19 protein-coding genes are annotated in these 21321 nt (G+C 70.8%); 9 read left to right on the top strand and 10 right to left on the bottom strand.

Going from position 1 to position 21321, the window contains the following annotated elements; translation table 11 throughout:
* Positions 1-60: 60 nt before the first annotated feature.
* Positions 61-972 carry a cellulose binding domain-containing protein gene (locus LADH09A_RS08480; protein WP_238644313.1) on the top strand — a complete coding sequence of 304 codons (912 nt, stop codon included), beginning with the start codon at positions 61-63 and terminating at the stop codon, positions 970-972.
* A gap of 128 nt (positions 973-1100) precedes the next feature.
* Here the strand turns inward: LADH09A_RS08480 and LADH09A_RS08475 are convergent, their stop codons facing one another.
* Entirely contained in the window at positions 1101-2210 is a 1110-nt protein-coding gene (locus LADH09A_RS08475; protein ID WP_238644312.1) for an FAD-binding oxidoreductase, read from the bottom strand.
* Between the two features lie 220 nt (positions 2211-2430).
* On the opposite strand from LADH09A_RS08475, the gene LADH09A_RS08470 reads away from it, so the two are divergent.
* From LADH09A_RS08470 to LADH09A_RS08455, 4 genes are all read left to right on the top strand, one after another.
* Entirely contained in the window at positions 2431-2949 is a 519-nt protein-coding gene (locus LADH09A_RS08470; protein ID WP_238644311.1) for a flavoprotein, read from the top strand.
* A gap of 73 nt (positions 2950-3022) precedes the next feature.
* Positions 3023-4564, top strand: coding sequence for a helix-turn-helix domain-containing protein (locus LADH09A_RS32215; RefSeq protein ID WP_504854032.1), 1542 nt, complete (start codon positions 3023-3025; stop codon positions 4562-4564).
* Positions 4561-5178 carry a GNAT family N-acetyltransferase gene (locus tag LADH09A_RS08460; protein ID WP_238644309.1) on the top strand — a complete coding sequence of 206 codons (618 nt, stop codon included), beginning with the start codon at positions 4561-4563 and terminating at the stop codon, positions 5176-5178. The genes LADH09A_RS32215 and LADH09A_RS08460 overlap by 4 nt, the downstream gene beginning before the upstream one ends.
* Positions 5165-8248, top strand: a complete 3084-nt coding sequence (locus LADH09A_RS08455) for a DUF3427 domain-containing protein (protein WP_238644308.1) — start codon at positions 5165-5167, stop codon at positions 8246-8248. Before LADH09A_RS08460 ends, LADH09A_RS08455 begins: the two co-directional genes overlap by 14 nt.
* A gap of 40 nt (positions 8249-8288) precedes the next feature.
* Here LADH09A_RS08455 and LADH09A_RS08450 read toward each other — a convergent pair whose 3' ends face one another.
* Complete coding sequence (locus LADH09A_RS08450) at positions 8289-8546, bottom strand: helix-turn-helix domain-containing protein (RefSeq protein ID WP_238644330.1); 258 nt, start codon at positions 8544-8546, stop codon at positions 8289-8291.
* A 189-nt stretch (positions 8547-8735) separates the two neighbouring features.
* Here LADH09A_RS08450 and LADH09A_RS08445 point away from each other — a divergent pair, with 189 nt between their 5' ends.
* Positions 8736-9104: a VOC family protein gene (locus LADH09A_RS08445; RefSeq protein WP_238644307.1), complete on the top strand. Its 369-nt coding sequence runs from the start codon at positions 8736-8738 to the stop codon at positions 9102-9104.
* A 21-nt stretch (positions 9105-9125) separates the two neighbouring features.
* Positions 9126-9563 (top strand): VOC family protein, encoded by a 438-nt coding sequence (locus LADH09A_RS08440; RefSeq protein WP_238644306.1) that lies wholly within the window; start codon positions 9126-9128, stop codon positions 9561-9563.
* 36 nt (positions 9564-9599) lie between these two features.
* Here LADH09A_RS08440 and LADH09A_RS08435 read toward each other — a convergent pair whose 3' ends face one another.
* The 4 genes from LADH09A_RS08435 to LADH09A_RS08420 all read right to left on the bottom strand — a co-directional run bounded on the left by LADH09A_RS08435 (position 9600) and on the right by LADH09A_RS08420 (position 13516).
* The gene (locus tag LADH09A_RS08435; RefSeq protein WP_238644305.1) at positions 9600-10832 is read right to left on the bottom strand and encodes a hypothetical protein; all 1233 of its coding nucleotides are present in this window, start codon (positions 10830-10832) and stop codon (positions 9600-9602) included.
* 123 nt (positions 10833-10955) lie between these two features.
* On the bottom strand, positions 10956-11690 hold the full coding sequence (locus LADH09A_RS08430) for an alpha/beta fold hydrolase (RefSeq protein WP_238644304.1): 735 nt from the start codon (positions 11688-11690) through the stop codon (positions 10956-10958).
* Positions 11691-11794: 104 nt separating this feature from the next.
* On the bottom strand, positions 11795-12328 hold the full coding sequence (locus LADH09A_RS08425) for a WapI family immunity protein (RefSeq protein WP_238644303.1): 534 nt from the start codon (positions 12326-12328) through the stop codon (positions 11795-11797).
* 45 nt (positions 12329-12373) lie between these two features.
* Positions 12374-13516 carry a hypothetical protein gene (locus LADH09A_RS08420; RefSeq protein ID WP_238644302.1) on the bottom strand — a complete coding sequence of 381 codons (1143 nt, stop codon included), beginning with the start codon at positions 13514-13516 and terminating at the stop codon, positions 12374-12376.
* 224 nt (positions 13517-13740) lie between these two features.
* Between LADH09A_RS08420 and LADH09A_RS08415 the strand changes: the two genes are divergently transcribed.
* Positions 13741-15291 carry a gluconokinase gene (locus LADH09A_RS08415; protein ID WP_238644301.1) on the top strand — a complete coding sequence of 517 codons (1551 nt, stop codon included), beginning with the start codon at positions 13741-13743 and terminating at the stop codon, positions 15289-15291.
* 25 nt (positions 15292-15316) lie between these two features.
* Here the strand turns inward: LADH09A_RS08415 and LADH09A_RS08410 are convergent, their stop codons facing one another.
* A complete protein-coding gene (locus LADH09A_RS08410; protein ID WP_238644300.1) occupies positions 15317-15601 on the bottom strand; it encodes a putative quinol monooxygenase in 285 nt (94 codons plus the stop codon).
* A 157-nt stretch (positions 15602-15758) separates the two neighbouring features.
* Between LADH09A_RS08410 and LADH09A_RS08405 the strand changes: the two genes are divergently transcribed.
* Positions 15759-17126 (top strand): serine hydrolase, encoded by a 1368-nt coding sequence (locus LADH09A_RS08405; RefSeq protein WP_238644299.1) that lies wholly within the window; start codon positions 15759-15761, stop codon positions 17124-17126.
* Positions 17127-17133: 7 nt separating this feature from the next.
* Here the strand turns inward: LADH09A_RS08405 and LADH09A_RS08400 are convergent, their stop codons facing one another.
* From LADH09A_RS08400 to LADH09A_RS08390, 3 genes are all read right to left on the bottom strand, one after another.
* On the bottom strand, positions 17134-17904 hold the full coding sequence (locus LADH09A_RS08400) for a hypothetical protein (protein ID WP_238644298.1): 771 nt from the start codon (positions 17902-17904) through the stop codon (positions 17134-17136).
* 92 nt (positions 17905-17996) lie between these two features.
* Positions 17997-18755: a MerR family transcriptional regulator gene (locus LADH09A_RS08395; protein WP_238644297.1), complete on the bottom strand. Its 759-nt coding sequence runs from the start codon at positions 18753-18755 to the stop codon at positions 17997-17999.
* Between the two features lie 50 nt (positions 18756-18805).
* The gene (locus LADH09A_RS08390) at positions 18806-21061 is read right to left on the bottom strand and encodes a putative bifunctional diguanylate cyclase/phosphodiesterase (RefSeq protein WP_238644296.1); all 2256 of its coding nucleotides are present in this window, start codon (positions 21059-21061) and stop codon (positions 18806-18808) included.
* Positions 21062-21321 lie beyond the last annotated feature (260 nt).

Below are 21321 nucleotides of genomic sequence, written 5' to 3'. Positions count from 1 at the left end.
GGATTTGAATGATTGCCAGACAGTGCATTGACGCTGATGTATTGCGGTTACCATTCGACCATGCCTACTCGCCGCGTCACCGCCGCCGTCGCCGTCGCCGCGCTGGCGAGCCTGCTCGCCGTCAGTGCCGCCCGTGCCGACGGCCCGGCCATCAGCACCCCCGGCGCCCCGACGGTGGTGGCGAACGGCCCACACCAGCTCACCCTCAGCTGGACGCCGTCCACGTGGATCGGTGATCCGGCCGCCGAGCAGCCGATCAACTACGAGGTGCAGGCACCGCTGGGCCCCAACACGTACCGCTGGCTGGGCACCACGCTCGACACCACGATCACGCTGACCGACCTCGCGCCCGGCACGACGTACCGGATCGCGATTGCCGCCCGCGCACTCGGCGGCTACTCCGACAGCTCGCCCGCCATCACCGTGCGTACGGCCAGCGGTCGCGCGACGGTCAGCTACCTCAACCTCGACTGGTCGCCGACGAACAACCAGATCCAGCACATCCTGAAGGTCACCAACACCGGCACCGGGCCGCTCGACCTGAGCGCGGTCCGGGTGCGCTACCACCTGCGCTTCGAGGGCGGCAACACGTCGCTGGTGCCGAACTGCGACTGGGCTGCCCTGGGCTGTCACCGGATCCGCCAGACCGTGCAGTTCTTCGTCCCACCGGGCGGGCCACCGGGCGGGCCGCCCGGCGGGACGCCGCCCGCCTTGACGACCCCGGCGCCACCGAACTACCCGATCCCGGGAACGCCGGTCCCCGGCTGGGTCGAGCTGACCTTCACCGACGGCACCCTTGAGCCGGGTGAGTCGACCGGGCCAATCCAGCTACGGCACCACCGGCACAGTTGGAGCGACATCGACGAGCGCGACGACCCGAGCTGGCTCGCCGCCACCAGCCAGTGGACCGAGAACGCGCGGATCACCCTGGACGTGGACGAGGTACGCGAGTTCGGCGACACGTACACCTGACCTGGCCTCGCGACCGGCTCGAGCGGCGTCCGGCCGGCGATGTCATGACGAGCGGTATACCTGTGAGTCATATTTATGCCTCACAGGTATATGCGATCCGAGCATCAGCGCCACCACCATTGGGCTGGTCAACCCTCGACCGGCCGCTCCGCGGGCAGGTGGATGCGCGCGGCGGGGACGCCGAGGGCACGCAGCCGTGACCGCGCACCGGCCAGCATCGCGGGCGGGCCGCAGAGGTAGACCTCCTGGCCGGGCCGGTGGTGGTCGAGGGCGATGGTCAGGGCGTCACCCTGCTCGGCCGGGTCGGCGCACGGGTCGTCGGAGAACGCCGGCACGATCGTCAGCCAGTCGTGGGCGCATTGCAGCTTGTCGAGGCTGACCGAGTCGTACAGGTCGGTGAAGGTGCGTGAGCCGACAACCAGCGTCACCCGCCGGCCGCCCGGTGCGGCGGCGACCTGCTCGACCAGGGAGCGCAGCGGCGCCAGGCCGGTGCCACCGGCGACGAGCAGCAGATCGTTCGTGCTCTCCGGGTCGAGCCGCAGGCCGGTGTCGCCGGGTGGGCCGAGCCAGAGCGGCTCGCCGGGGCGTACCTCATGGACCAGGCGGTGGGAGACGGCGCCGGCGGGTACGGCGCGGACGTGCAGCTCGACGGTGCCGTCGGCGCGTGGGGCGTTGGCCGGTGAGAGCCAGCGCCAGTGCCCCGGCAGGCGCGGCGTGCACACCGGCACGGCCTGACCTGGCTGGAAGGGCAGTCGCCGCCAGGGACGTACCGTCAGGATGGCGATGTCGGGCGACGGCCGGTCGTGGCCGATCACCTGGACGTGCCACCAGGCCCGACCGTCGCCGGCCTGCACGGCGGCGCGGCGCACGGCGTGCGTGGCGCGGCACAGGGCGCGCTCCGCGGCCAGGGCGAGCTGCGGCGTCCACAGTGGGTGCGTGTGGCGGGCCACGGTGGCGAGCAGCGCGTCGCCGATGGTGGTGGAGTGCGGGAGCAGGTCGAGATGACGGTACGCGCGGCCGAGCACCAGGAGCAGCGCCGCCCGACTCGCCGGGCCGTCGCCGCCGACCAGGAGGCGGCCCAGCGCGGTGAAGAACAGCGGCGCGTCACGGTGTGGGAGCAGGCCGGGTCGGCGGTCTTCGAGGGTGCGCCAGAAGTCGCCGGCGGCCCGCACGTCGACCGACGCCCAGGCGGAGGCCAGTCTCACGCGAGCCAGGTGGTCGCCGTTCTCCGTAGGCATGCCAGCTCCAAGTCGTTGATTTCTGGGCTGGCACCGGGGCGGGCGGGAAAGAGCTGCGCCGTTGAGGGCCGGCGCAACTCCGGGACAGGGCACCCGCCCCGGGCCATGCGTCGACTCTCGCGCTTGACCAGGCGATACGGCATGTCACGGTGATCGTCAGCGGCATGTGCGACCCGTATGCGGTCCACCACGGGCCCTCCTGGTCGGGCACACTGCGGGCATGATGGAACGCCCAGTGCTGCACCTGGTCGTCTGCGCCGCGGGTCCGGCGGAACACATCGACGAGCTGGTCGATCTGCTGCTCGCTGACGGGTGGCAGGTGTGCATGATCGTCAGTCCAACCGCCGCGCCGTGGTTCGACCGGGAGGCGTTGCAGGACAAGACCGGCTATCTCGTACGCGTCGAGTGGCGGATGCCCGGCGACCCCGAGCCGCACCCGCCGGCCGACGTGGTGGTGGCCGCCCCGCTCACGTTCAACACGGTGACGAAGTGGGCGCTGGGCATCAACGACACGTTGGCGCTCGGCGTCCTCAACGAGTCGCTGGGTGCGGGACTGCCGATCCTCGCCTTCCCGCACGTCAAGGAGGAGCTGGCCGCGCACCCGGCGTACGGCGGTCACCTGGCGGTGCTGCGCGGTGCCGGCGTGGTCGTCGCCAAGGGGAAGGTGCTGGACACGACGGACGGAACGGATCGCTGGGCCATGGTGGTCGAGGCGCTGCGGTTGCTGCGTCCAGCCTGAATACCTGCTCCCCTGTTCGGCAGTCCTTGAGATATGCGTCGTGCGTATACCAGCGGTCCACGCAGCGTGTTCAATGGATACGCTCGATGAGGCGAGACGGACGGAGCCGCCGGTGACCCACGCGACCTGCCCTCGGTGCGGCGGACGGCTGGCCCGGGACAACGACAGCGGACGGTGCACGCCGTGCCAAGCCGCCGAGCGGGACCGGTTGAGCGCCCCGCCGATGGTGCCGGCGAGCTTCTGGGAGCACGAGCCGGTACGGCGGGCCCTGGCGGAACGACATCTCGGGCGGGTGATCCGGGCGTATCGCTGCCATCCGTACCACGGGCGGGTCGCGTTGCCGCAGACCGTGGTGGCGGGGTGGTTGGGGATCACGCAGGCGCAGTTGAGTCGCGTGGAGAACGGGCCTCCGCTGGTGCACCTGGACAGGCTTGCGCACTGGGCGCAGCTTCTGCGGGTGCCGGCTTCTTGCCTCTGGTTCGGTCTCCCGGGCCTGCCTTACCCAGCCGACGACCGTGCCGCAGATGATCTTCATGCCCACGATCGGATCGCTGAGCAGGGCGAACTACCTGCGATGGCGGTTCCCGTGGATGGGGCATCAACCCGAGGGGGTGGCGCTACGGACCGGCGACGCTTCAACGCAATGGCCGCGCTAGCGGGACTCGCCGCAGCCGGTCACTCCTACCTCCTCGGGAGAAATGCTGACCCGGGAAATATCGGCATGGAGCAAGTACGAATGGCTAGCTCGCTGGTCGAAGACCTCCGGCGAGCCGATGCGGCAGTCGGGGCTGACCAGCTTTGCGACGTCGCCATTCAGGTACACACCCGGCTGTCGACTTGGGCGGCGAGGGCAAGCTACAGCAGAGACGTGGGCGACGCTCTTCAAAGCGCCCTAGCTGACCTCGGCATCCAGGCCGCATGGCTCGCTATCGATGCCGACCGCAGGCCGGAGGCCAGGCCCTATCTGAACGAGGCCATTACTCGGGCTCGCATCGCAGATGACCCTCGCGTGGAAGTACGGGCCCTGACCCAGCTTTCTATGCTGCTTCGCGACAGTCAGCCCGGCGAGTCGCTGCACTGCGCCGAAGCCGCGCTACGGGTGTCTGCCGGCTGGGCGACGCCTCGGCTCACCACCCTGCTGCACCTACGGAGGGCGCACGCCCACGCCGTGCTCAGGGATGCGAGTGGCTTCAGCCGGGAGATGACCAAGGCTCGCCGTGAGTTGGAGCGCGGACCACACGAGGATGATCCGGGATTTGTCCACTTCGTTACCTCGCAAGAGCTGAACGGCATCGAAGGGCTTTCCTACCTTGCAATGGACAGGCCCGGCCGCGCCGCACAGTCGTTCCGCGCGATCATTGCCAATCCGTCGCCGGAGCATCGGCGTAACCAGATCTACTACACCGTGCACCTCTCAGAAGCGGCGTATCAGCAGGGTGACATCAACGGGGCAGCGCGCATCGCGCTGGACGCACTGCCCGCGATAACCCGAATCAACTCAGGGCGGGTCAGCCGGCACCTTGCACGTGTGCGCTCGAACCTGGCGGCATCACGGCAAGCGACCACGACAGCGCACCAGTTCGTTGACGCCTACGACCGAGCGGTGAGCGTGTGATTGAGGGCTTGCAACTCCGCCATCGCAACGCCGACGAGGCCGCGGGAATCCTCGATGAGCTTGTGAACCTCTACCTCGAGGTCCACGCGGGAGGCGGCGAGTTCTACAGCGAGGACCGCTTCCGGCGTCAGCTCTCGATGCACATGCAACGGGTTGGGTGGGAGCTGGTGACGGCAACGTTCGACGGGGTGTTGATCGGCTACATCTACGGATTCCCGCTTCCCCCACAGACGCGGTGGTGGGACGGGATCCACCAGCCCGTGCCGCCCGGGTTCACCGATGAGGACGGAACGCGGACCTTCGCGCTCAGCGAACTGCTAGTGCATTCCAACTGGCGACGTCAGGGCATCGCTGCGGCGCTGCATGACGACTTGATTGGAGCCCGCACTGAGCCCCGAGTCACGCTGCTGGTTCGCACCGACAACGTCGCCGCCCAGACGGCGTATCGCTCCTGGGGCTGGAGCCGCGTCACGCAACTACGGCCCAACTGGGAAGCGGCGCCAACCTTCGATGTCTTCGTACGCTCTGCCCATATCGTCAAGCCGAAAGGACTGCATGTCGGGGCGGCGCCGTCGCAACCAGGCCCGCTACCGTGCCAAGATGACGGATCTTGAGCGGGGGCTTTACGAGCATCTGATCACCCGTGAGCTGGCCGATCGCCTCCAGCACGTCGATCCCGCCCTGGTCCAACCCCACAAGCTCGACCCCGCCGACGCGCACACAACCCTCGCCCGGCACATCGCCACCCTGGCCGCAAGAGCCCTCCAGTCTGTCCCGAACGGTGACGACAAGCTCCATCACCAGGTCAAAATGGCGAACCAGATCGCTGACGCCATCGCCCTCCTGAGCCCCAAGGCAGCGACCCAGCAGGACCAGGTAACCGACGCCAAGCACCTGCTCCACGCCATCGCCGCCCCACCAACCCCACCCGCGGAGCCCGCCTTTCCCCGGCGCCCCACCACTCCGCTCTCCACCGGCGCGCTCCTGGTCAACGGTCGCCACCAGCCCCGCATCGGTCACGAGGTCAACCACGAGATGGCGTCGGCCGAGAGCGTCGACCTGCTCTGCGCGTTCATCAAGTGGTACGGCCTCCGCATCGTTGAGACAGCCATCGGCGAGCTGATTGCCCGAGGCGGCCGAGTCCGCGTCATCACCACCACCTACCTCGGTGCCACGGACCAAAGAGCCCTCGACCGACTCGCCGAGCTGGGCGCCGAGATCAAGGTGTCGTACGAGACGAGGACCACCCGCCTGCACGCGAAGGCGTGGCTGTTCCGCCGCAACAACGGCACCACCACCGCGTACGTCGGCTCGTCCAACCTGTCGAAGACCGCGCTGGTCGACGGCGTGGAGTGGAACGTTCGCATCTCGAACATGGAGCAGCCGCACGTCATCGACACGTTCACGGCGACGTTCGAGGACTACTGGAACGATCCGGCGTTCGAGACGTACGACGCGACCAGGGATGCCGGTCGCCTACGGCACGCGTTGAGCGGGGAGCGCCGCGACGAGGCACCGACCGAGATCTCCAACCTTGACGTGCGCCCGTACCCGTATCAGGCGGAGATCCTTGCCGACCTGGACGCCGAGCGGCTGGTGCACGGGCGCTGGCGCAACCTCGTGGTGATGGCGACGGGCACCGGCAAGACGGTGGTCGCCGCCCTCGACTACCGTCGGCTGAACAAGGCGGGACGAGCAGACTCGCTGCTCTTCGTCGCTCATCAGGAGCAGATCCTGCGGCAGAGCCTGTCCACGTTCCGGCAGGTCATGGGGGACGGCAGCTTCGGCGAGACTCTTGTCGCGGGCGAGAAGCCGAACGGCTGGAAGCACGTCTTCGCCTCCATCCAGTCGCTGCACCGGCGGGAGGTCGACCCCGAGGCGTACGACATGGTGATCGTGGACGAGTTCCACCACGCCGAGGCGCCGACGTACACGCGGCTGCTGGAGCGGCTGCGTCCCCGCGTACTCCTGGGCCTGACCGCGACCCCCGACCGGGCTGACGGCGGCGACGTGCGCCGGTGGTTCGACGGGCGTGCGGCTGTCGAGCTGCACCTGTGGGACGCGTTGGAGCGGCAGTTGTTGGCTCCGTTCCAGTATTTCGGGCTGCACGACAACGAGGATCTATCGCACGTCACCTGGAAGCGTGGCCAGGGTTACGACCTGACGCAACTGAGCACCATCTACACCGCCAGCGATGCTCGGGCCCGCACGGTGCTGAGGGCGGTCGGCGAGAAGGTGGACGTCGTGCGGATGCGCGCGCTCGGGTTCTGCGTGAGCATCGACCACGCCGAGTTCATGGCCGCTCGGTTCAGGAAGCACGGGGTCGAGGCGGCGGCGGTGACCTCCCGAGCCGGTACCGACCGGGCGGGGCTGTTGCGGGACTTCAAGGCCGGCAAGCTGCGGGTGCTCTTCACCGTGGACCTGTTCAACGAGGGCGTCGACCTGCCGATGGTCGACACGATCCTGATGCTGCGGCCCACCGAGAGCGCCACGATCTTCCTGCAACAGCTCGGCCGTGGCCTGCGCCTGGACGACGACAAACCCTGCCTCACCGTGCTCGACTTCATCGGCGGGCAGCACGCCAACTTCCGCTTCGACCTGCGGTGGCGTGCCCTGACCGGGGTGAGCCGGCGGGCGATCACCGAGGCTGTCCGCGACGACTTCCCAAGTCTGCCGAGCGGCTGCCACGTCGAGCTGGACCGGGTGGCGAAGGAAATAGTGCTCGCCAACCTGCGATCGGCGATGCCCACCTCGAAGACCGGCTTGGTGTCTGAGCTGCGGCAACTCGGTGACGTCAGCCTGGCGACGTTCCTCCGCGAGACCGACTTGGAAATCGAGGACGTGTACCGGTCGGCCAGCATCGGCGGCTGGACCGGGCTGCGGCGGCTCGCCGGTATCGAGGCGTCCGCGCCCGGCCCGGACGACCGGGAGCTGGGCCGTGCCATCGGTCGTATGCTGCACACCGACGACGTCGACCGGCTGGAGCTGCTGACCCGGGTCGCGGCGGGACCGCCCGCTCCAGGTCAGCAGGTGTACGCGGGCAACGGCCGCCTACTTGACATGCTGCACTTCAGCCTCTGGGGGCCAACCGCACCACTGGCGACGCGTGACGAGCGGCTGGCCCGCCTCTGGAAGGACCCGGCCCGCTGCGCTGAGTTGCGCCAGATCGCCGAGGTGTTGCGGGACCGCATCCGCCGGGTCACGCCCACTGCCGCCCTGGGTGAGGTGCCGTTGCGGGTGCACGCCCGCTACAGCCGCAACGAGGCGTGCGCCGCCTTCGGGATGACCAACCCAGGCTCGCTGCGCGAGGGGGTGAAGTGGTTGCCCGACGCCCAGGCCGACCTGTTCTTCGTCACCTTGGTCAAGTCGGAATCGCACTACTCCCCGACCACCATGTACGCCGACCGGGCCATCACCGACACGCTGTTCCAGTGGGAGTCGCAGAGCACCACCTCGTCGGCGTCGGCAACCGGGCAGCGCTACACGTCGGGCGGCTCGACGGTGCACCTCTTCGTTCGGGAGACCCGGATCGCCGACCGCGACCTGGGCGCACCGCCGTACCTGTACGCCGGCACCATGACGTACGAGTCGCACACCGGCGACCGACCCATGCGCGTCCTGTGGCAACTCCACCGCGCCCTACCCGCCGACGTGTACGCCACCGCCCGGGCGATCGCCGCCTAAGCCTTATCCGGCCCAGCCTGATTCCACCCTGTCCTTGATATCAGGCAGCGTCCGCGTTGGGTGTGAACCTGACGTCGAGCCGCCGGTCTAGGGCTCGGGCTAGGCGTTCCAGGACCGGTAAGGTCGGCACTGTGCCGCCCGCTTCGAAGCGAGCCACCGCGGACTGAGTCATGCCGGCGGCTCGCGCCAACTGGCTCTGACTCCAGCCGTGCCCCTCTCGCAGGTGGCGCACCTCCTGACCAAGCTCGAAGGCGATCCGGGTGGCCTCGTAGGTCTCAGCCGCCCCTGGTTCAGCCATACGACGGTCACGCAGGTCATTCCAGTCCAGGCGATCATTCATCGCTCACCTCCGCTTATAGCGTTGATGCTATGCCCTGGTCAGCCGGCAGGGGTTAGGCCGCCCTGGTGGCGAGCGATTGCAGGCGGCGTGTCACACCCCGCCGTTAGCGTGACGTCCGCCCTGAACCCGTGACTGGAGGAACCCGCGATGATGGATCATCTGTCCGTGCAGGTCCGCGACGTGCCAGCCAGCGCCGCCTTCTACGACACCGTGCTCGCCCCACTCGGCGGTCGCCGCCTGATGGAGTTCCCGAACGTCGTCGCCTACGGCACGGAACGCCCCGAGTTTTGGCTCGGCCCTACCGACACCTTCGGCGAGGCCCGGGAGCTACACGTCGCCTTCACCGCCGACGACCGCGCCACCGTCCAGGCGTTCCACGACGCCGCCGTCAAGGCCGGCGCGGAGGTCCTGCATGCACCCCGGGTGTGGCCGGAGTACCACCCGACGTACTTCGCCGCGTTTGTCCGCGACCCGGATGGCAACAACGTCGAGGCTGTCTGCCACGCCCCCGAGTGATCACGCGTTAGGTTGAGGACCATGGAGCAGCGCATCAGCCTCGTCACTCTCGGCGTCTCGGACGTAGCCCGCGCGAAGGCGTTCTACGAGCAGCTCGGCTGGCACGGTCAGGAGGTCGAGGAGACGGTCTTCCTCCAGGCCGGCGGCCTGGCCCTCGTCCTCTGGGGCCGCGACAAGCTGGCCGCCGATGCCGGCATCAGCGATCGGCGCACGGACGGCTTCGGCGGGGTGACTTTGGCGCAGAACGTCCGTTCGCGGGAAGAGGTCGACGAGCTGATGACCACGGCGACGAAGGCCGGGGGCACGGTGACCATGCCGGCGAGGGAGACCTTCTACGGCGGCTACGCCGGCTACTTCGCCGACCCGGACGGGCACCTCTGGGAGATCGCCTGGAACCCCGGCTTCACCCTCGCCGCGGACGGCACCCTGACCGTCCCCGACTTCAGCGCCATGGACTGACTACCCAAATGGAAGAACGCCCGCACGAACCGCCGATCAGGGTGCCGGAGACGGGCAGAGCACCGGGTTCAGCAACGGCAGCTGGAGAGGATCCAGGCAGACCGTCAGCAGCCCAGGTGACGGCGTCCCACTAGGAGTCGGCGAGGCCGACCCAGCGGGCGGCGTCGGCAGGGCCGGCGCGGGTGGACCCGTGGTGGGCACCGGGCCAGGTGTCGGCACCACACTGGCGGACGGCGCCGGAGCAACGGACGGCGTGACGACGACCGGCGGTGCGGCCAGCGCTATTGCCGGTCCCACGACTGAGGAGACAGCCACCGGCCGGACCGGCGGAGCGACAGGCCGACTCTGCGCGGTCCCGCTGACCGACCCGGACCTGGCCTTGGGCGCCACCGGCCCGACGGGACGCACCGAGATGAGGGCAGCCTCCAGGGCGACGATCTCCGCCCGCTGCACCGGAGAAACCTGCTCCGACCGGAGAACGCGAGGCCCCGCAGCACCAGGCCCCGCAGCGCCAGGGCCCAACGCGTCAGGCCCCAGAGCGCCGGGACCCATCGTCGCGAACACCACCGCCGCGACGGCGGCAGCACCGAGCGCCCGGCGATCAGGGCGCACCGCCGTCAGCGGCGCGTCGTCAGGCGACACCAAGACAGAAGCCACGGGCCGGGCGGCCCGGTGGGCGGCCAGCAGCGCGTCGACCTGCGCGGTGACGGTGGCACGATCGTCGGCGACCGCGAGGGTGAGGTAGAAGCGGAAGTTCACCACGGTGTTGGCCGGGACCAGCAGCCCGGCCAGTCGACAGTGGTCGGGCAGCAGGGTGACCGGCACGTCGGGGTGGTGCGCGGGGCCGACCAGGTCGGCGTACCGCCACTCGCGTCGGTGCTCCCGGCCGGCGAAGGCCACCCGGTGGCTGGTCACGACGGCCATGCCGGTGTCGACCACCCGCAGGCCCGCCGGCAACAACAGATCGGCAGTCTCGGTGAAGTCACACCAGCCCGGCCTGGGTAGGCCGGGGAGGTGCCGGGCCTCGGCCTCGACCAACTCGGCGACGGGAAGCACGCGGAAGACGAGTTCGTCGTCGGCGAGCTCCACGGGGAGGCCGGTGCGGGGCTGCGTACACCCGAGGAAGCTGGCGGCTTCGATGCGGAGCCGGGCCAGGTGGTCGTCGCGGCGCAGCCAGGCGTCGGTGGCGTCGCGGTACGCGCGCTGCCGGCGCTCGTTCTCGCGCTCGGCCCAGGCGATCCGCCAGGGGGCGCAGGCCACAGAGGTCACGGTCACACGCGGTACAACCGCTCACGTACGTGACAGGCAACGCGACGATGATCGATGTATCCCGTTGCGCCCGAAAGGAGAGAATTGCAGGCGGCGGAGCCCGGGCCACGATCGGGCGGCTCCCTACCCCTTCACCGGCTCGGTCAGGAAGTCGATGATGAGCCGGTTGCACAGGTCGGGCTTGTCGGCGAGCAGGCCGTGGCCGGTGCCCGGCACCACGGCGAGCTGCGCCTGCGGCAGTCCTTCGCGCAGTGCCAGGGTGTGCTCGATGTGGATCTCGTCGTCGTCGGCGACCATCACCAGCGCCGGACCGGGATAGGCGGCCAGGTCGGCGACGGTCAACGTGGGTTCCTCGCGGTGCATACGGTCCAGTTTGTCCTTGACGATCGGGAAGTGCTGCGGCCCGTCCGGGGACACCTCGCCGTGGTACCGCACGAAGAACTCGACGGTTTCCTCGTCCAGGTCGATCGCGCCGTCGATCCAGCCGCTCTGGTGGAACACGCCGGCGGCGAGCACCAGCCGGCGGACCAGGTCGGGTCGGCGCAGTGCCACCAGCAGCGCGACGGGCGTGCCGTCGCTGTGCCCGACCAGGTGTGCCGGCTCGCCGACCACCCGCTCCAGGAAGGCGATGGTGTCCTGGGCCATCAGCTCGTAGCTGATCGGGCCGTCGACATCGGGGGTGCGGCCGTGCCCACGGCGGTCCGGTCGGTAGACGGTGAAGTGGTCCGCCAGCCCCGGCACGTTCTGCTCGAAGGCCCGGGAGTCGGCGAAGCCCGGGTGCAGCAGCACGAGTGGTTCACCCACGCCGTCCCGCTCGTAGTACGTGTTGACGTCGCCGAGCTGGACATAGCCGGACATCCGGGCTCCCTTCCGGGCGGAGGTCCGCCCGGCCGTGATGACTGTGAGGTATCGATGTACCGCAGAGGTATCACGCTGGTCCGACACTTCCGCCCGGCGAGCCGTCAGCCGGCTCGTCGGCGGTGTGGCAACGGCCCTCGGGCCGGAAACCGCGACTGGGTCCTCGGCGGGTACGCCTCGCAGTGCTCACCCCAGTGCTCGGCGGCGGTGGCGAGGGCGTCCGCGGACACGGTGAGCACCAGCGGGTAGATCGCGGTGGACGGGCGGCGCATCCACGGCGGCAGGGACTCGGCGGAGAACTCCACGATCAGTTCCAGCCGGCGGCGGCGCAGCACCCGGCTGCGCAGGGCCAGGTTGGGTTCGGTGAAGCTCACCAGCGCCGGCGGCGCGCTCAGCCCGAGGGCGGCGGTGGCCTGCCCGTGCAGCCAACCGCCGAGTGCGCGGGCTTCCTCGACCATGAGGCTCGGGTAGTGGTGTGACCAGGTCTGACCGTCGGCGGTGCGGGCGTCCACCTCGATGAGCAGCCAGTCGTGCCAGCCGGGCGTGGGCCCGTCGGGGTCGTCGGGCGGGTCGATGCCGGGCTGGTAGCCGACGGGGCGTATCCGCACCCGCGCGCCATCGTCAGACCGGATCTCCACTCGATCATTCTGGCTGACTGAAGTAGACTTTCGCCCCTAAATCGGTCACTTGGCGATGGTCCGCCGCACCCCACCGTGCTCCGCGCAGGCGTTGGACCGGCCGCCGGTCAGGCTGACCGAATCGTCCCGACACTGCACGAGGTAACCCCGACCGGCCCAGAACTCCGGTACGCAGTCGAACCAGTCGCACACCTCGGCGGCCGGCTTGCGGATCCGCGTTCCGCCGCAGAAGTCGTACCCCAGCGGGTTTTCCGGCGCCCCACAGCGCGGCCCCTGCGACGCGCTCGGAGACGGCCCTGTCGATCTGGTCGGCTTCGGGGTCGGGGTGACCCGCGCCGGCGCCGGGCGGATCAGCGCGGGCGCCACGCTGTGCGTGGGCGCCGGGGTGGCGGCGACGGCGACCTCCGGGCCACCGGTCGGGCCGGACGGGTCCGACTCGATCAGCGCCGCCGGCACCAGCAGCGCGATGGCGGCGGCCACCGCGAGGGTCCGCCGGCCACCCGGCACCCGCGCGGAGAACCGGGCCTGCGCGGGGGTGTTCACGGCCGGCCGGAACGGCTTGAGCTGGGCGTGCTCGGCGATCAGCTCGTCGAGCTGGTCGAGCACCGCGGCGCGCTGCTCGATCGCGTCGGCGAAGGCCAGCGTCAGCTTGAACCGGAAGTCCGGCGCGGCGTCGGTGGGCAGCAGCAACCCGGAGGTACGCCGCCGGTCCAGCGACTGGATCAGGGTGACCGGGGCCGCCGGGTCGTGGGCCAGCCCGGTGATCCGGCCGTACGCCCAGTCGCGCCGGCCTCGTCCACCGAGCAGCACCAGTCGACTGCTGGTGATCACGGCCATGCCCGCGTCGGTGACGCGTACGCCGTCGGGGCGGCGTGGGCGCAGCGGCCCGGTCTGCGCGGCGACCGTGAGGTCGGGCGCGGGTAGCACGGCGGTGTGCCGCACCTCGACCAGTTGCGCCGCGGGCAGCGCCCAGAGCACCACCTCGTCGGCGGCCAACTCCAACGGCAGGCCGGCACCGGCCGCCGCGGAGCCCTGGAACTCGGCGGCCAGGGCGCGCAGCCGCCGCAACTCCTCGTCGCGTCGCCGCCATGCCGCCTCGGCGCCGCGGTACGTGCTGACCCGCCGCACGTTCTGCCGGTGCGCCCATTGGTAACGCCAGGTGGAACCCGTCGATTCAGTCCTTGCCACGCCGACTCCTTCGCCGCGCAGGCCACCAATCTGGGGTGTCATGGGGTTTAACAGGCGCGGCGCGGCGCTCGGAAACGCCGAAACGGGCGAACTGGCCGATCGGCGGAGGAATCAACACGGTAGGGCGATACTGTTGCCGACGTTCATTCGGTCCGGAGTGCCGTCTTGCGGCGCGGAGGCCGAATTATCGTCGACGATTCATCTTTACCGAGGGGGTGCGGGTCGTGCCGCAGGACAGGCCCGCCGTGGTCGTCGGCGTGGACATCGGCACCACCAGCACCAAGGCCGTCGCGTACGACACCGACGGGCGGCAGCTGGCCAGCCACTCGGTCGGCTACCCACTGAACGACCCTCAGCCGGGTTACGCCGAGCAGGACCCGCAACTCATCCTCGACGGGGTGCTGAAGTCGATCAGCATGGTGGTCGCCGAGCTGGTCGAGCCGGTGGCCGGGCTGTCGTTCAGCTCCGCGATGCACAGCCTGATCGGCCTGGACGCGGCCGGCAACCCGCTCACCCCGTCGATCACCTGGGCCGACTCGCGGGCGACCCGGCAGGCCGAGCGGCTGCGGGCCGTGCCGTCCGGGCTGGACCTGCACCGTCGCACCGGCACGCCGATCCATCCGATGTCGCCGCTGCCCAAGCTGCTCTGGTTCGCCGAGCAGGAGCCGAAGCTCTTCGAGAGCGTCGCCCACTGGGTGGGCATCAAGGACTGGGTGCTGCTGCGGCTCTGCGACGCGCTGGTCATCGACCACTCGATCGCCTCGGCCACCGGCCTGATGGACATCCACACCCTGGAGTGGGACACCGAGGCGCTGACCATCGCCGGCATCACCGAGGAGCAACTCCCCCAGCTCGTCGCCACCACCGCCGTGCTGCCCAGCCTCACCCCGCAGGTCGCCGCCGCGACCGGTCTGCCGGAGCGCACCCCGGTGGTGGTCGGTGCCGGGGACGGGCCACTGGCCAACCTGGGCCTGGGCGCGGTGCACCCGGGCATGGTGGCCTGCTCGATCGGCACCAGCGGCGCGATGCGCGTGATGGTGGAGCGGCCCAGCGTCGACCCGCTCGGTGGGGTGTTCTGCTATGCGTTGACCGAGCACCGTTGGGCGGTCGGTGGCGCGATCAACAACGGTGGCATCGTCCTGAAGTGGGCCGGCGCGGCGCTCGCCCCGGATCTCGGCGAGCACGCCGAGGAGGAGCTGGTTGCTCTCGCCGCCCGCGCGCCGGCCGGCTCGGGCGGGCTCATCATGCTGCCGTACCTGCACAGCGAACGCGCGCCGCACTGGAGCGCGCTGCCGCGCGGCGCGTACGTGGGGTTGACCCACGGGCACCGCCGCGAGCATCTGATCCGGGCGGCGTTGGAGGGGGTCTGCCAGCAGCTCGCGCTGGTGCTCAGCTCGGTGCGCGCGGCCGGCAACGAGGTTCGCGAGATCCGGGCCGGTGGCGGTTTCGCCCGCAGCGGGCTGTGGCGGCAGATGCTCGCCGACGTGCTCGGCCTGCCGGTGAGCTTTCCGGCCGCGCACGAGGGGTCGAGCTTCGGCGCGGCACTGCTCGGGATGCAGGCGCTGGGGCTGATCCCCAGCATCGACGTCGCCGCCGACCTGGTGCGGATCGAGGAGACCGTACGCCCCGACCCGGCCGCCGCCGCCACCTACGCGGCGCTGCTGCCGCTCTTCGCCGAGCTGTACGAGGCGCTGGTGCCCGCCTTCACCTCGATGCGCCGGCTGGCGCCCAGCCTGCCCGCGGAGGCCGAGCCCTCGGCGGGACCGCCGATGTGACCCTGCGGCCCCTGAGTGGCCCGGGTCAGGGCGCCTCGACGCCGGAGATCAGGTAGCGCTGCACGTCGGCGTCGAGGACCTCCCCTTCCTGCGCGTCACTCGGCCCGGAACCACGGAACGCGGCCAACTGCTCCGCGGACTCCCAGCGTTCGTAGACGTGGATGCGCCCCGGTTCCAACGGGTCGGCCGCCAGCAGGAAGTCGAGGCAGCCGGCGCTGGCGCGCGCCTGCGCGATGACCTTCTCGCAGTCGGCCAGGTAGGCCTCGCGTGCGGCCGGTTCGACCCGCAGGCTGCCTGCGATGATCAACATGGGGATCCTCCGGGGGTCGGTGCCACTGATGAGGGTGATGCCTCTGAGTCATCTTTATACCGGTGAGTCATCACGCTCATGGGGACGTCGCCGCCCGGACGGGTGACGCCGGGTCCCGCTGGTCTCACCAGCCCCCTGCGCTTCATATCGTGTAAACGTGAGAAAAAGCGACAAGAAGCGCTCATCTTCCCTGGCCGGGGCCCCTGTCCGCGTACCCCTGAAGTGGCTGGCGGCGGCGGTCGCGCTGGCCGTGGTCGCGACGACCGGGCCGGCCACCGCGGACGGCCCGGACCACGGGCCCGTCGCGGACCCGGCACAGACGACCGAGCCGGGGTACGCGGTGGAGCCCGGCGACGGTCAGAGCCACGAGCCCGGTGTGGAGCCGACGCCGGAGCGGGCGCCGACCAGCGAGGTGTCCTGGTTGTCGATTCCCGGTGGGGTGTTCGCGGTGGACTCGCTGGGGCACACCGTGCGCTACCGCGCGTGCGACGGCGACACCGGCCGGGTCGCCGACCCGGGTATGCGGGTCGCCGCCGGCGTGGCCAGCGGTGCGGTCGTCGTCGGGGGCACGGCCTACCGCTACCGGGTGCCGCTGGTCGGGCGCGCCGAGGGCACGCTGGAGGTGATCCCACGGCACCGGCCGCCGACGACGCTCACCGGCGTGGTGGTCACCAGCCCGCAACCGCCCACCGACCCGATCGCCGGCGCCCGGCTGTTCCCGCTCAGCGGGCAGCTCGCCCGGGTGGTCGCCGACGCCAGCCTCAACCCGGCCGGGGTGACCGTCCGCGACCTCTCCGGCCGGTACGGCGACCAGCAGATCGCGGTCAACGGCTCGCTGCGCCCCAAGGCCGCCAGCGTGATCAAGCTGTGGATCCTCGTCGAGCTGCTCCGCCGGGTCGACTGTGGACAGGTCGCCCTCGACGACGGTGTGCTGGTGACCCCGCAGGACGTGGTCGGCGGCACCGGTCAGTTGCAGTTCGAGACGTTCCCGCAGGTGGTCACCCTGCACCGGCTCGCCCGGTACCTCGTCAAGTACAGCGACAACGTGGCCGCGAACGTGCTGATCACCTACCTGGGCGGGTTCGCGCCGGTCAACGCGCTGATCGACTCGATGAACCAGCGGTCCACCATCCTGGCCCGCCGGATGCTGGACAGCGCGGCCGCCCAGCGCGGCGAGGAGAACTACACCAGCCCGGACGACGTGGTGTCCCTGCTCGGGGCGGTCTGGGACGGCGAGATCCTCACGCCCGCGTCCCGTGACCTGATGATCGGGTTCATGCGGGAGCAGACCCTGAACACCAAGATCCCGGCGGCCTTGCCGCCCGGGGTGCCGGTGGCCCACAAGACCGGTGACCTGCCGGACGCCTCCCACGACGTCGGCTACTACCTGATCCCCGGCACCGAGACCGCCGTCGCGTTCCTCACCGCCGGGCCGATGGCCACCGGCGACGAGACCGTCCGACGGATGGCCCGGACCGTCTACGACTTCCTGGTCACCCCCACCGAGGGGGCGGTCGAGGAGTGAGCCGGCGTCAGGCGCCCGGGATGTTCGCCGGCGGGTCCTCGCCGACCAGGTCGGCCGCCGGCGGGTCGGCCGACACCGGCGACCCGAAGTCCGAGTACGTCAGGTCGAGCTGGGCGGTCTGCGACTGCTCGCTGGCCAGCTCGATGCGGTAGCGGACCAACCGCCCCTGCTCGTCCACGGCCGCGGTGAACGGCACCGCCCCGGCCCGGTCACCGAGCACCTTGCTGACCCCGCTGCCCAGCACGGCGCTGCTCTCGCGCAGGTCCAACGTGCCGGCGTACTGCCGATCGGCGGTCTGCCGGACCCCGGCCGGCGCGGCCAACGTGCTGGCCAGCCGGGTGTTGTCCAGGCCCTGCTTGGCCGCCGGCTTACCCGCGGCACCGACGTGCCACCAGGTCTTGCCGTCCCAGACCGGCACGCGGCGATCCGGGGCGGTCACCCGCACGTAGACGTCCGGCCCGGTGGTCAACCGCTCGATCTTCACCTCACCGGTGGGCACCTTCAGCGACGTGGTCTCCAGACCACGCTTCGCCTTCGGGTCCCACAGCAGCACGGTGGCGTCGCCGTCCGCGCCGCCGGTGCCCACGGTCAGCTTGTACGGCTGCTCGTCGGCTTTCCCGGCGGCTGCCCTGAGCACACCGACCGGGTCGGTGGGGCCGGCCGACGCCGCCGGGCGACCCGCGTCCGGCTCGTCGCCGCCGGCCACCAGGGCCCACGCCCCGGCGCCCACCGCCACCACGAGCACGGCGACAGCGGCGATCAGCTTCGGCTTCTGCACGGTCATCTCCCCCGGAGCGGCACGCCGCCGGCCGGTCGCCGATCGACGCTCACCGCGGTGCGGTCCGGCCAGACTAGCCGGACCGCCCGACGTCACGCGCGGCTGATCGCGTTGGCGTGGATGGCCTCGTTCAGGTACGCGGCCAGCCCCGGCGCGATGTTCTCGTAGTACGCGGTGAACCGCTCGTCGGCCAGATACATGTCGGCCAGACCGGTGTGCCCCTCGTACGAGCACTCGTAGAACCAGCGGCTGATGATCTGCCGGTGCTCCTCGGCCAGGTCCATCGCCTCCGGGCTGTCCGCCGGGGCGCCCGAGGCCATCAGCGCGACGATCCGTCGACCCCAGTCCTCGTTCTCCGCCCTGTGCCGCAGCCAGTCGTCCTTGGTGTAGCGGGCGACCCGCCGGTTCGACTCCCGGTACGCGTCGGTGTCGCCCCAGCGCTGCTCCGCCTCGGCCTGGTGCTCCTCCGGGTCGACGTCACCGAAGACCTCGAACCGCTCCTGCGGGGTGAGTTGGATGTTCAACTTGCTCGCCTCCATCGCGAACTCGATCGCCGTGACCATCTCCTGCAACCGCTTCATCCGTACCGTCAGCAGCTCGTGCTGTCGGCGCAGGTGGGCGGCCGGGTCGGCCGCCGGGTCGTCGATGATCGCGGTGATCTCCTCAAGCGGGAAACCCAGCTCCCGGTAGTACAGGACGAGTTGCAGCCGTTGCAGGTCCGCGTCGTCGTAGCGGCGGTAACCGGCCGAGGTCCGTCCGCTCGGCGAGAGCAGACCGATCTCGTCGTAGTGGTGCAACGTCCGGATCGTCACGCCAGCCAGCTTCGCCACCTGACCCACCGTGTACGCCATGGTTCCCCTCCCTTCCGGGAACCAGGCTCCCGCCTGCCGCTACGTGAGGGTCAAGCCCGATTCTGACCCACCATCGCCGGGCCGTCCGGCCGCCCGTACAGATAGCCCTGACCGCGTGGGCAACCGATCGCGGCGACCGCCTCGTGCTGGCGCTCGGTCTCCACCCCCTCGGCGACCACCGTCAGGTCGAACGCGCCGGCCAGCCGGGTGACCATCTCCACCGTGGCGTACGCCCGGTCGTCGGCCCCCAGCCGGGCCACGAACGAGCGGTCGATCTTCAACTCGGTGGCCGGGATGCGGTGCAGGTAGCTCAGCGACGAGTAACCGGTGCCGAAGTCGTCGATGGCGATCCTGATGCCCAGCTCCCGGATCTGGTGCAGCCGCTCCAGCACCGCGTCGGTGCCCTCGATCAGCGCCGACTCGGTCAGCTCCAGGGTCAACGCCTTCGGGGCCAGCCCGGCGGCGCTGGTGGCCGCGGTGACCGTGGCGATCAGGTCCGGCCGGCGCAGGTGCGCCGCGGCGATGTTCACCGCCACGGTGGCCTCCGGCGCCCGACCCCGCCAGGTCGCGGCGGCCCGACACGCCTCGTGGATCACCCAGCGGTCGATCGGCAGGATCAACCCGGTCTCCTCGGCCAGCGGCAGGAACCTCGCCGGCGGCAGCATCCCCAGGCGCGGGTGCCGCCAGCGCACCAACGCCTCGGCGCTGCGCACCGCGCCGGTGGCCAGGTCGACGATGGGTTGGAACTCCAGGTGCAACTGCTCCTCGTCCACCGCGCGGCGCAGGTCGGCGATCAACTCGGCGCGGGAGACGGCCGACTCACGCAGCGCCGGGGTGCACGTACGGTACGCGGACTTCCCGGCCGCCTTGGCCGCGTACATGGCGATGTCGGCGTCGCGCAGTAGGTCGGTGTGGGAGGCGTGCTGCGGGCCGTACTCGGCGATGCCGATGCTGGCCGACGGGTGCACCCCGACGTCCTCCTCGTCGCCGGAGGGCCGCAACGCGTCCAACAGCCGCTCGGCGAGTCGCTCCGGTGAGACCGGTCGCTCGCCGTCGACCAGCACCGCGAACTCGTCGCCACCGAGCCGGGCGATGGTGCCGTCGTCGCTCACGGCAGCCCGCATCCGCGCCGCCAGCCCGGTCAGCAGGGTGTCGCCGGTGGCGTGCCCGAACCGGTCGTTGACCTGCTTGAACCCGTCCAGGTCGAGCAGCAGCACCGCCACCGGTCGCCCGTCGCGCAGGGCCAGGCGCAGCCGCCGGTTGAACAACAGCCGGTTGGGCAGCCCGGTGAGCTGGTCGCCGTACGCGAGCCGGCGCAGCCGGGCCACCAGCCGCAGGTTCTCGTTGGCGGCCAACCCCTGCCGTACGGCGAGGGCCGCCAGCAACGCCATCATGGTGATGAAGACCAGCTGCGGGGTCTGCCCGGTGGGCCGACGGGCCAGCACCACCGCGATGATCGCCCCACCCACCGGCAGGTACGGCAGCGCCACCCGCCACCAGGGCGGCAGCGGCGACTCGGCGGTGTCGTCGGTGCCGTCGCAGTCCGGTGGCGGCGGGTTCCGGGCGGCCAGGCCGATCAGCAGGTAGCTCAGCGGCCAGCACAGGTCGATCAGGTGACCGGCGGCGTAGTCGGCACGGGCGACCAGCGACACGTAGACGACGTCGGCGACGACCCGCAGGGTGAGGCTCGCCGCGAGCATGCTCATCGGCCGCCACATCGGCCGCACCGGGCCGGCGACCGCAACCAGGATGGTGAGCTGCATCAGGTCGAACATCGGGTAGAGCAGCCCCAGCGTGCGTGCCGGGTCGGCCAGCTCGGCGGCGGCCACCCCGCGGAAGACCAGCACCCAGCCGATCGGCACCAGGGCCAGGGCGACGATGACCCCGTCCAGCAACGTACGGGCCCGCCCCACCCCCGATCGGGGCGCCGACGGCGAGCTGAGCAGCGCCGCCGTGCCGGTGAGGATGCCGGCGGTGAACACCACCCCGACCAGCGGTGTGTGCGGCAGGTCCCCGCCGACGAGCCGCTGCGTCGTCCAGATCGCCCGGCCGAGCGCGGCGAGCGCCATGGTGACGGCGAGCAGCGACCAGAACCGGCGCAGCGGTGCCGGATGCCGGCGGGCCACCCCGACGCACGCGAGCGTCGCCCAAGCGGCCACCAGCATCCCGCCGAGGTCACTGACCAGCGCGGCACCGGGCAGTGCGGCGACCAGCCACAACGCCTCCAGCAGGATGACCGCGGCCGCGACGGCAGCGCCGACGGGGCTGAGCTGCCCCGCAGCCTGCTTTCCGTCCTGTCGGGACACGGTCGCTCCGGCTCTGCGTCGTACGTGCACCCTCGGATGACCGGTCCACGGCAAACCCCGAAAGCCTAACCAGCGCTCAAGTACGCCGCCAGGGCCGAACGTGCGCGTCGGTCCAATCAGGATCGGCCGTCCAGTGTCGGTAAAGGCCCCTGGTGAGGGCCCTGTAGACCTGCCCCGGGAGTGGGGCGGACGTGCCCCGGGCCACAGTGCCCACATTCCGACTCTGCGTGCCCGCCCGCTCGCGGTGACCCACGGTGTGG

The sequence above is a fragment of the Micromonospora cabrerizensis genome (genome assembly GCF_022230955.1).
Lineage (GTDB): Bacteria > Actinomycetota > Actinomycetes > Mycobacteriales > Micromonosporaceae > Micromonospora > Micromonospora cabrerizensis.
The sequence above is the reverse complement of the archived record's forward strand: the minus strand, read 5'-3'. Positions and strand labels throughout refer to the sequence as shown.

Excerpts from the sequence above, each read along its gene's own strand:
- LADH09A_RS08480 (WP_238644313.1), top strand. The coding sequence starts at position 61 with ATGCCTACTCGCCGCGTCACCGCCGCCGTCGCCGTCGCCGCGCTGGCG.
- LADH09A_RS08475 (WP_238644312.1), bottom strand. The coding sequence starts at position 2,210 with ATGCCTACGGAGAACGGCGACCACCTGGCTCGCGTGAGACTGGCCTCC.
- LADH09A_RS08470 (WP_238644311.1), top strand. The coding sequence starts at position 2,431 with ATGATGGAACGCCCAGTGCTGCACCTGGTCGTCTGCGCCGCGGGTCCG.
- LADH09A_RS32215 (WP_504854032.1), top strand. The coding sequence starts at position 3,023 with ATGGATACGCTCGATGAGGCGAGACGGACGGAGCCGCCGGTGACCCAC.
- LADH09A_RS08455 (WP_238644308.1), top strand. The coding sequence starts at position 5,165 with ATGACGGATCTTGAGCGGGGGCTTTACGAGCATCTGATCACCCGTGAG.
- LADH09A_RS08450 (WP_238644330.1), bottom strand. The coding sequence starts at position 8,546 with ATGGCTGAACCAGGGGCGGCTGAGACCTACGAGGCCACCCGGATCGCC.
- LADH09A_RS08445 (WP_238644307.1), top strand. The coding sequence starts at position 8,736 with ATGATGGATCATCTGTCCGTGCAGGTCCGCGACGTGCCAGCCAGCGCC.
- LADH09A_RS08440 (WP_238644306.1), top strand. The coding sequence starts at position 9,126 with ATGGAGCAGCGCATCAGCCTCGTCACTCTCGGCGTCTCGGACGTAGCC.
- LADH09A_RS08430 (WP_238644304.1), bottom strand. The coding sequence starts at position 11,690 with ATGTCCGGCTATGTCCAGCTCGGCGACGTCAACACGTACTACGAGCGG.
- LADH09A_RS08410 (WP_238644300.1), bottom strand. The coding sequence starts at position 15,601 with ATGTTGATCATCGCAGGCAGCCTGCGGGTCGAACCGGCCGCACGCGAG.
- LADH09A_RS08395 (WP_238644297.1), bottom strand. The coding sequence starts at position 18,755 with ATGGCGTACACGGTGGGTCAGGTGGCGAAGCTGGCTGGCGTGACGATC.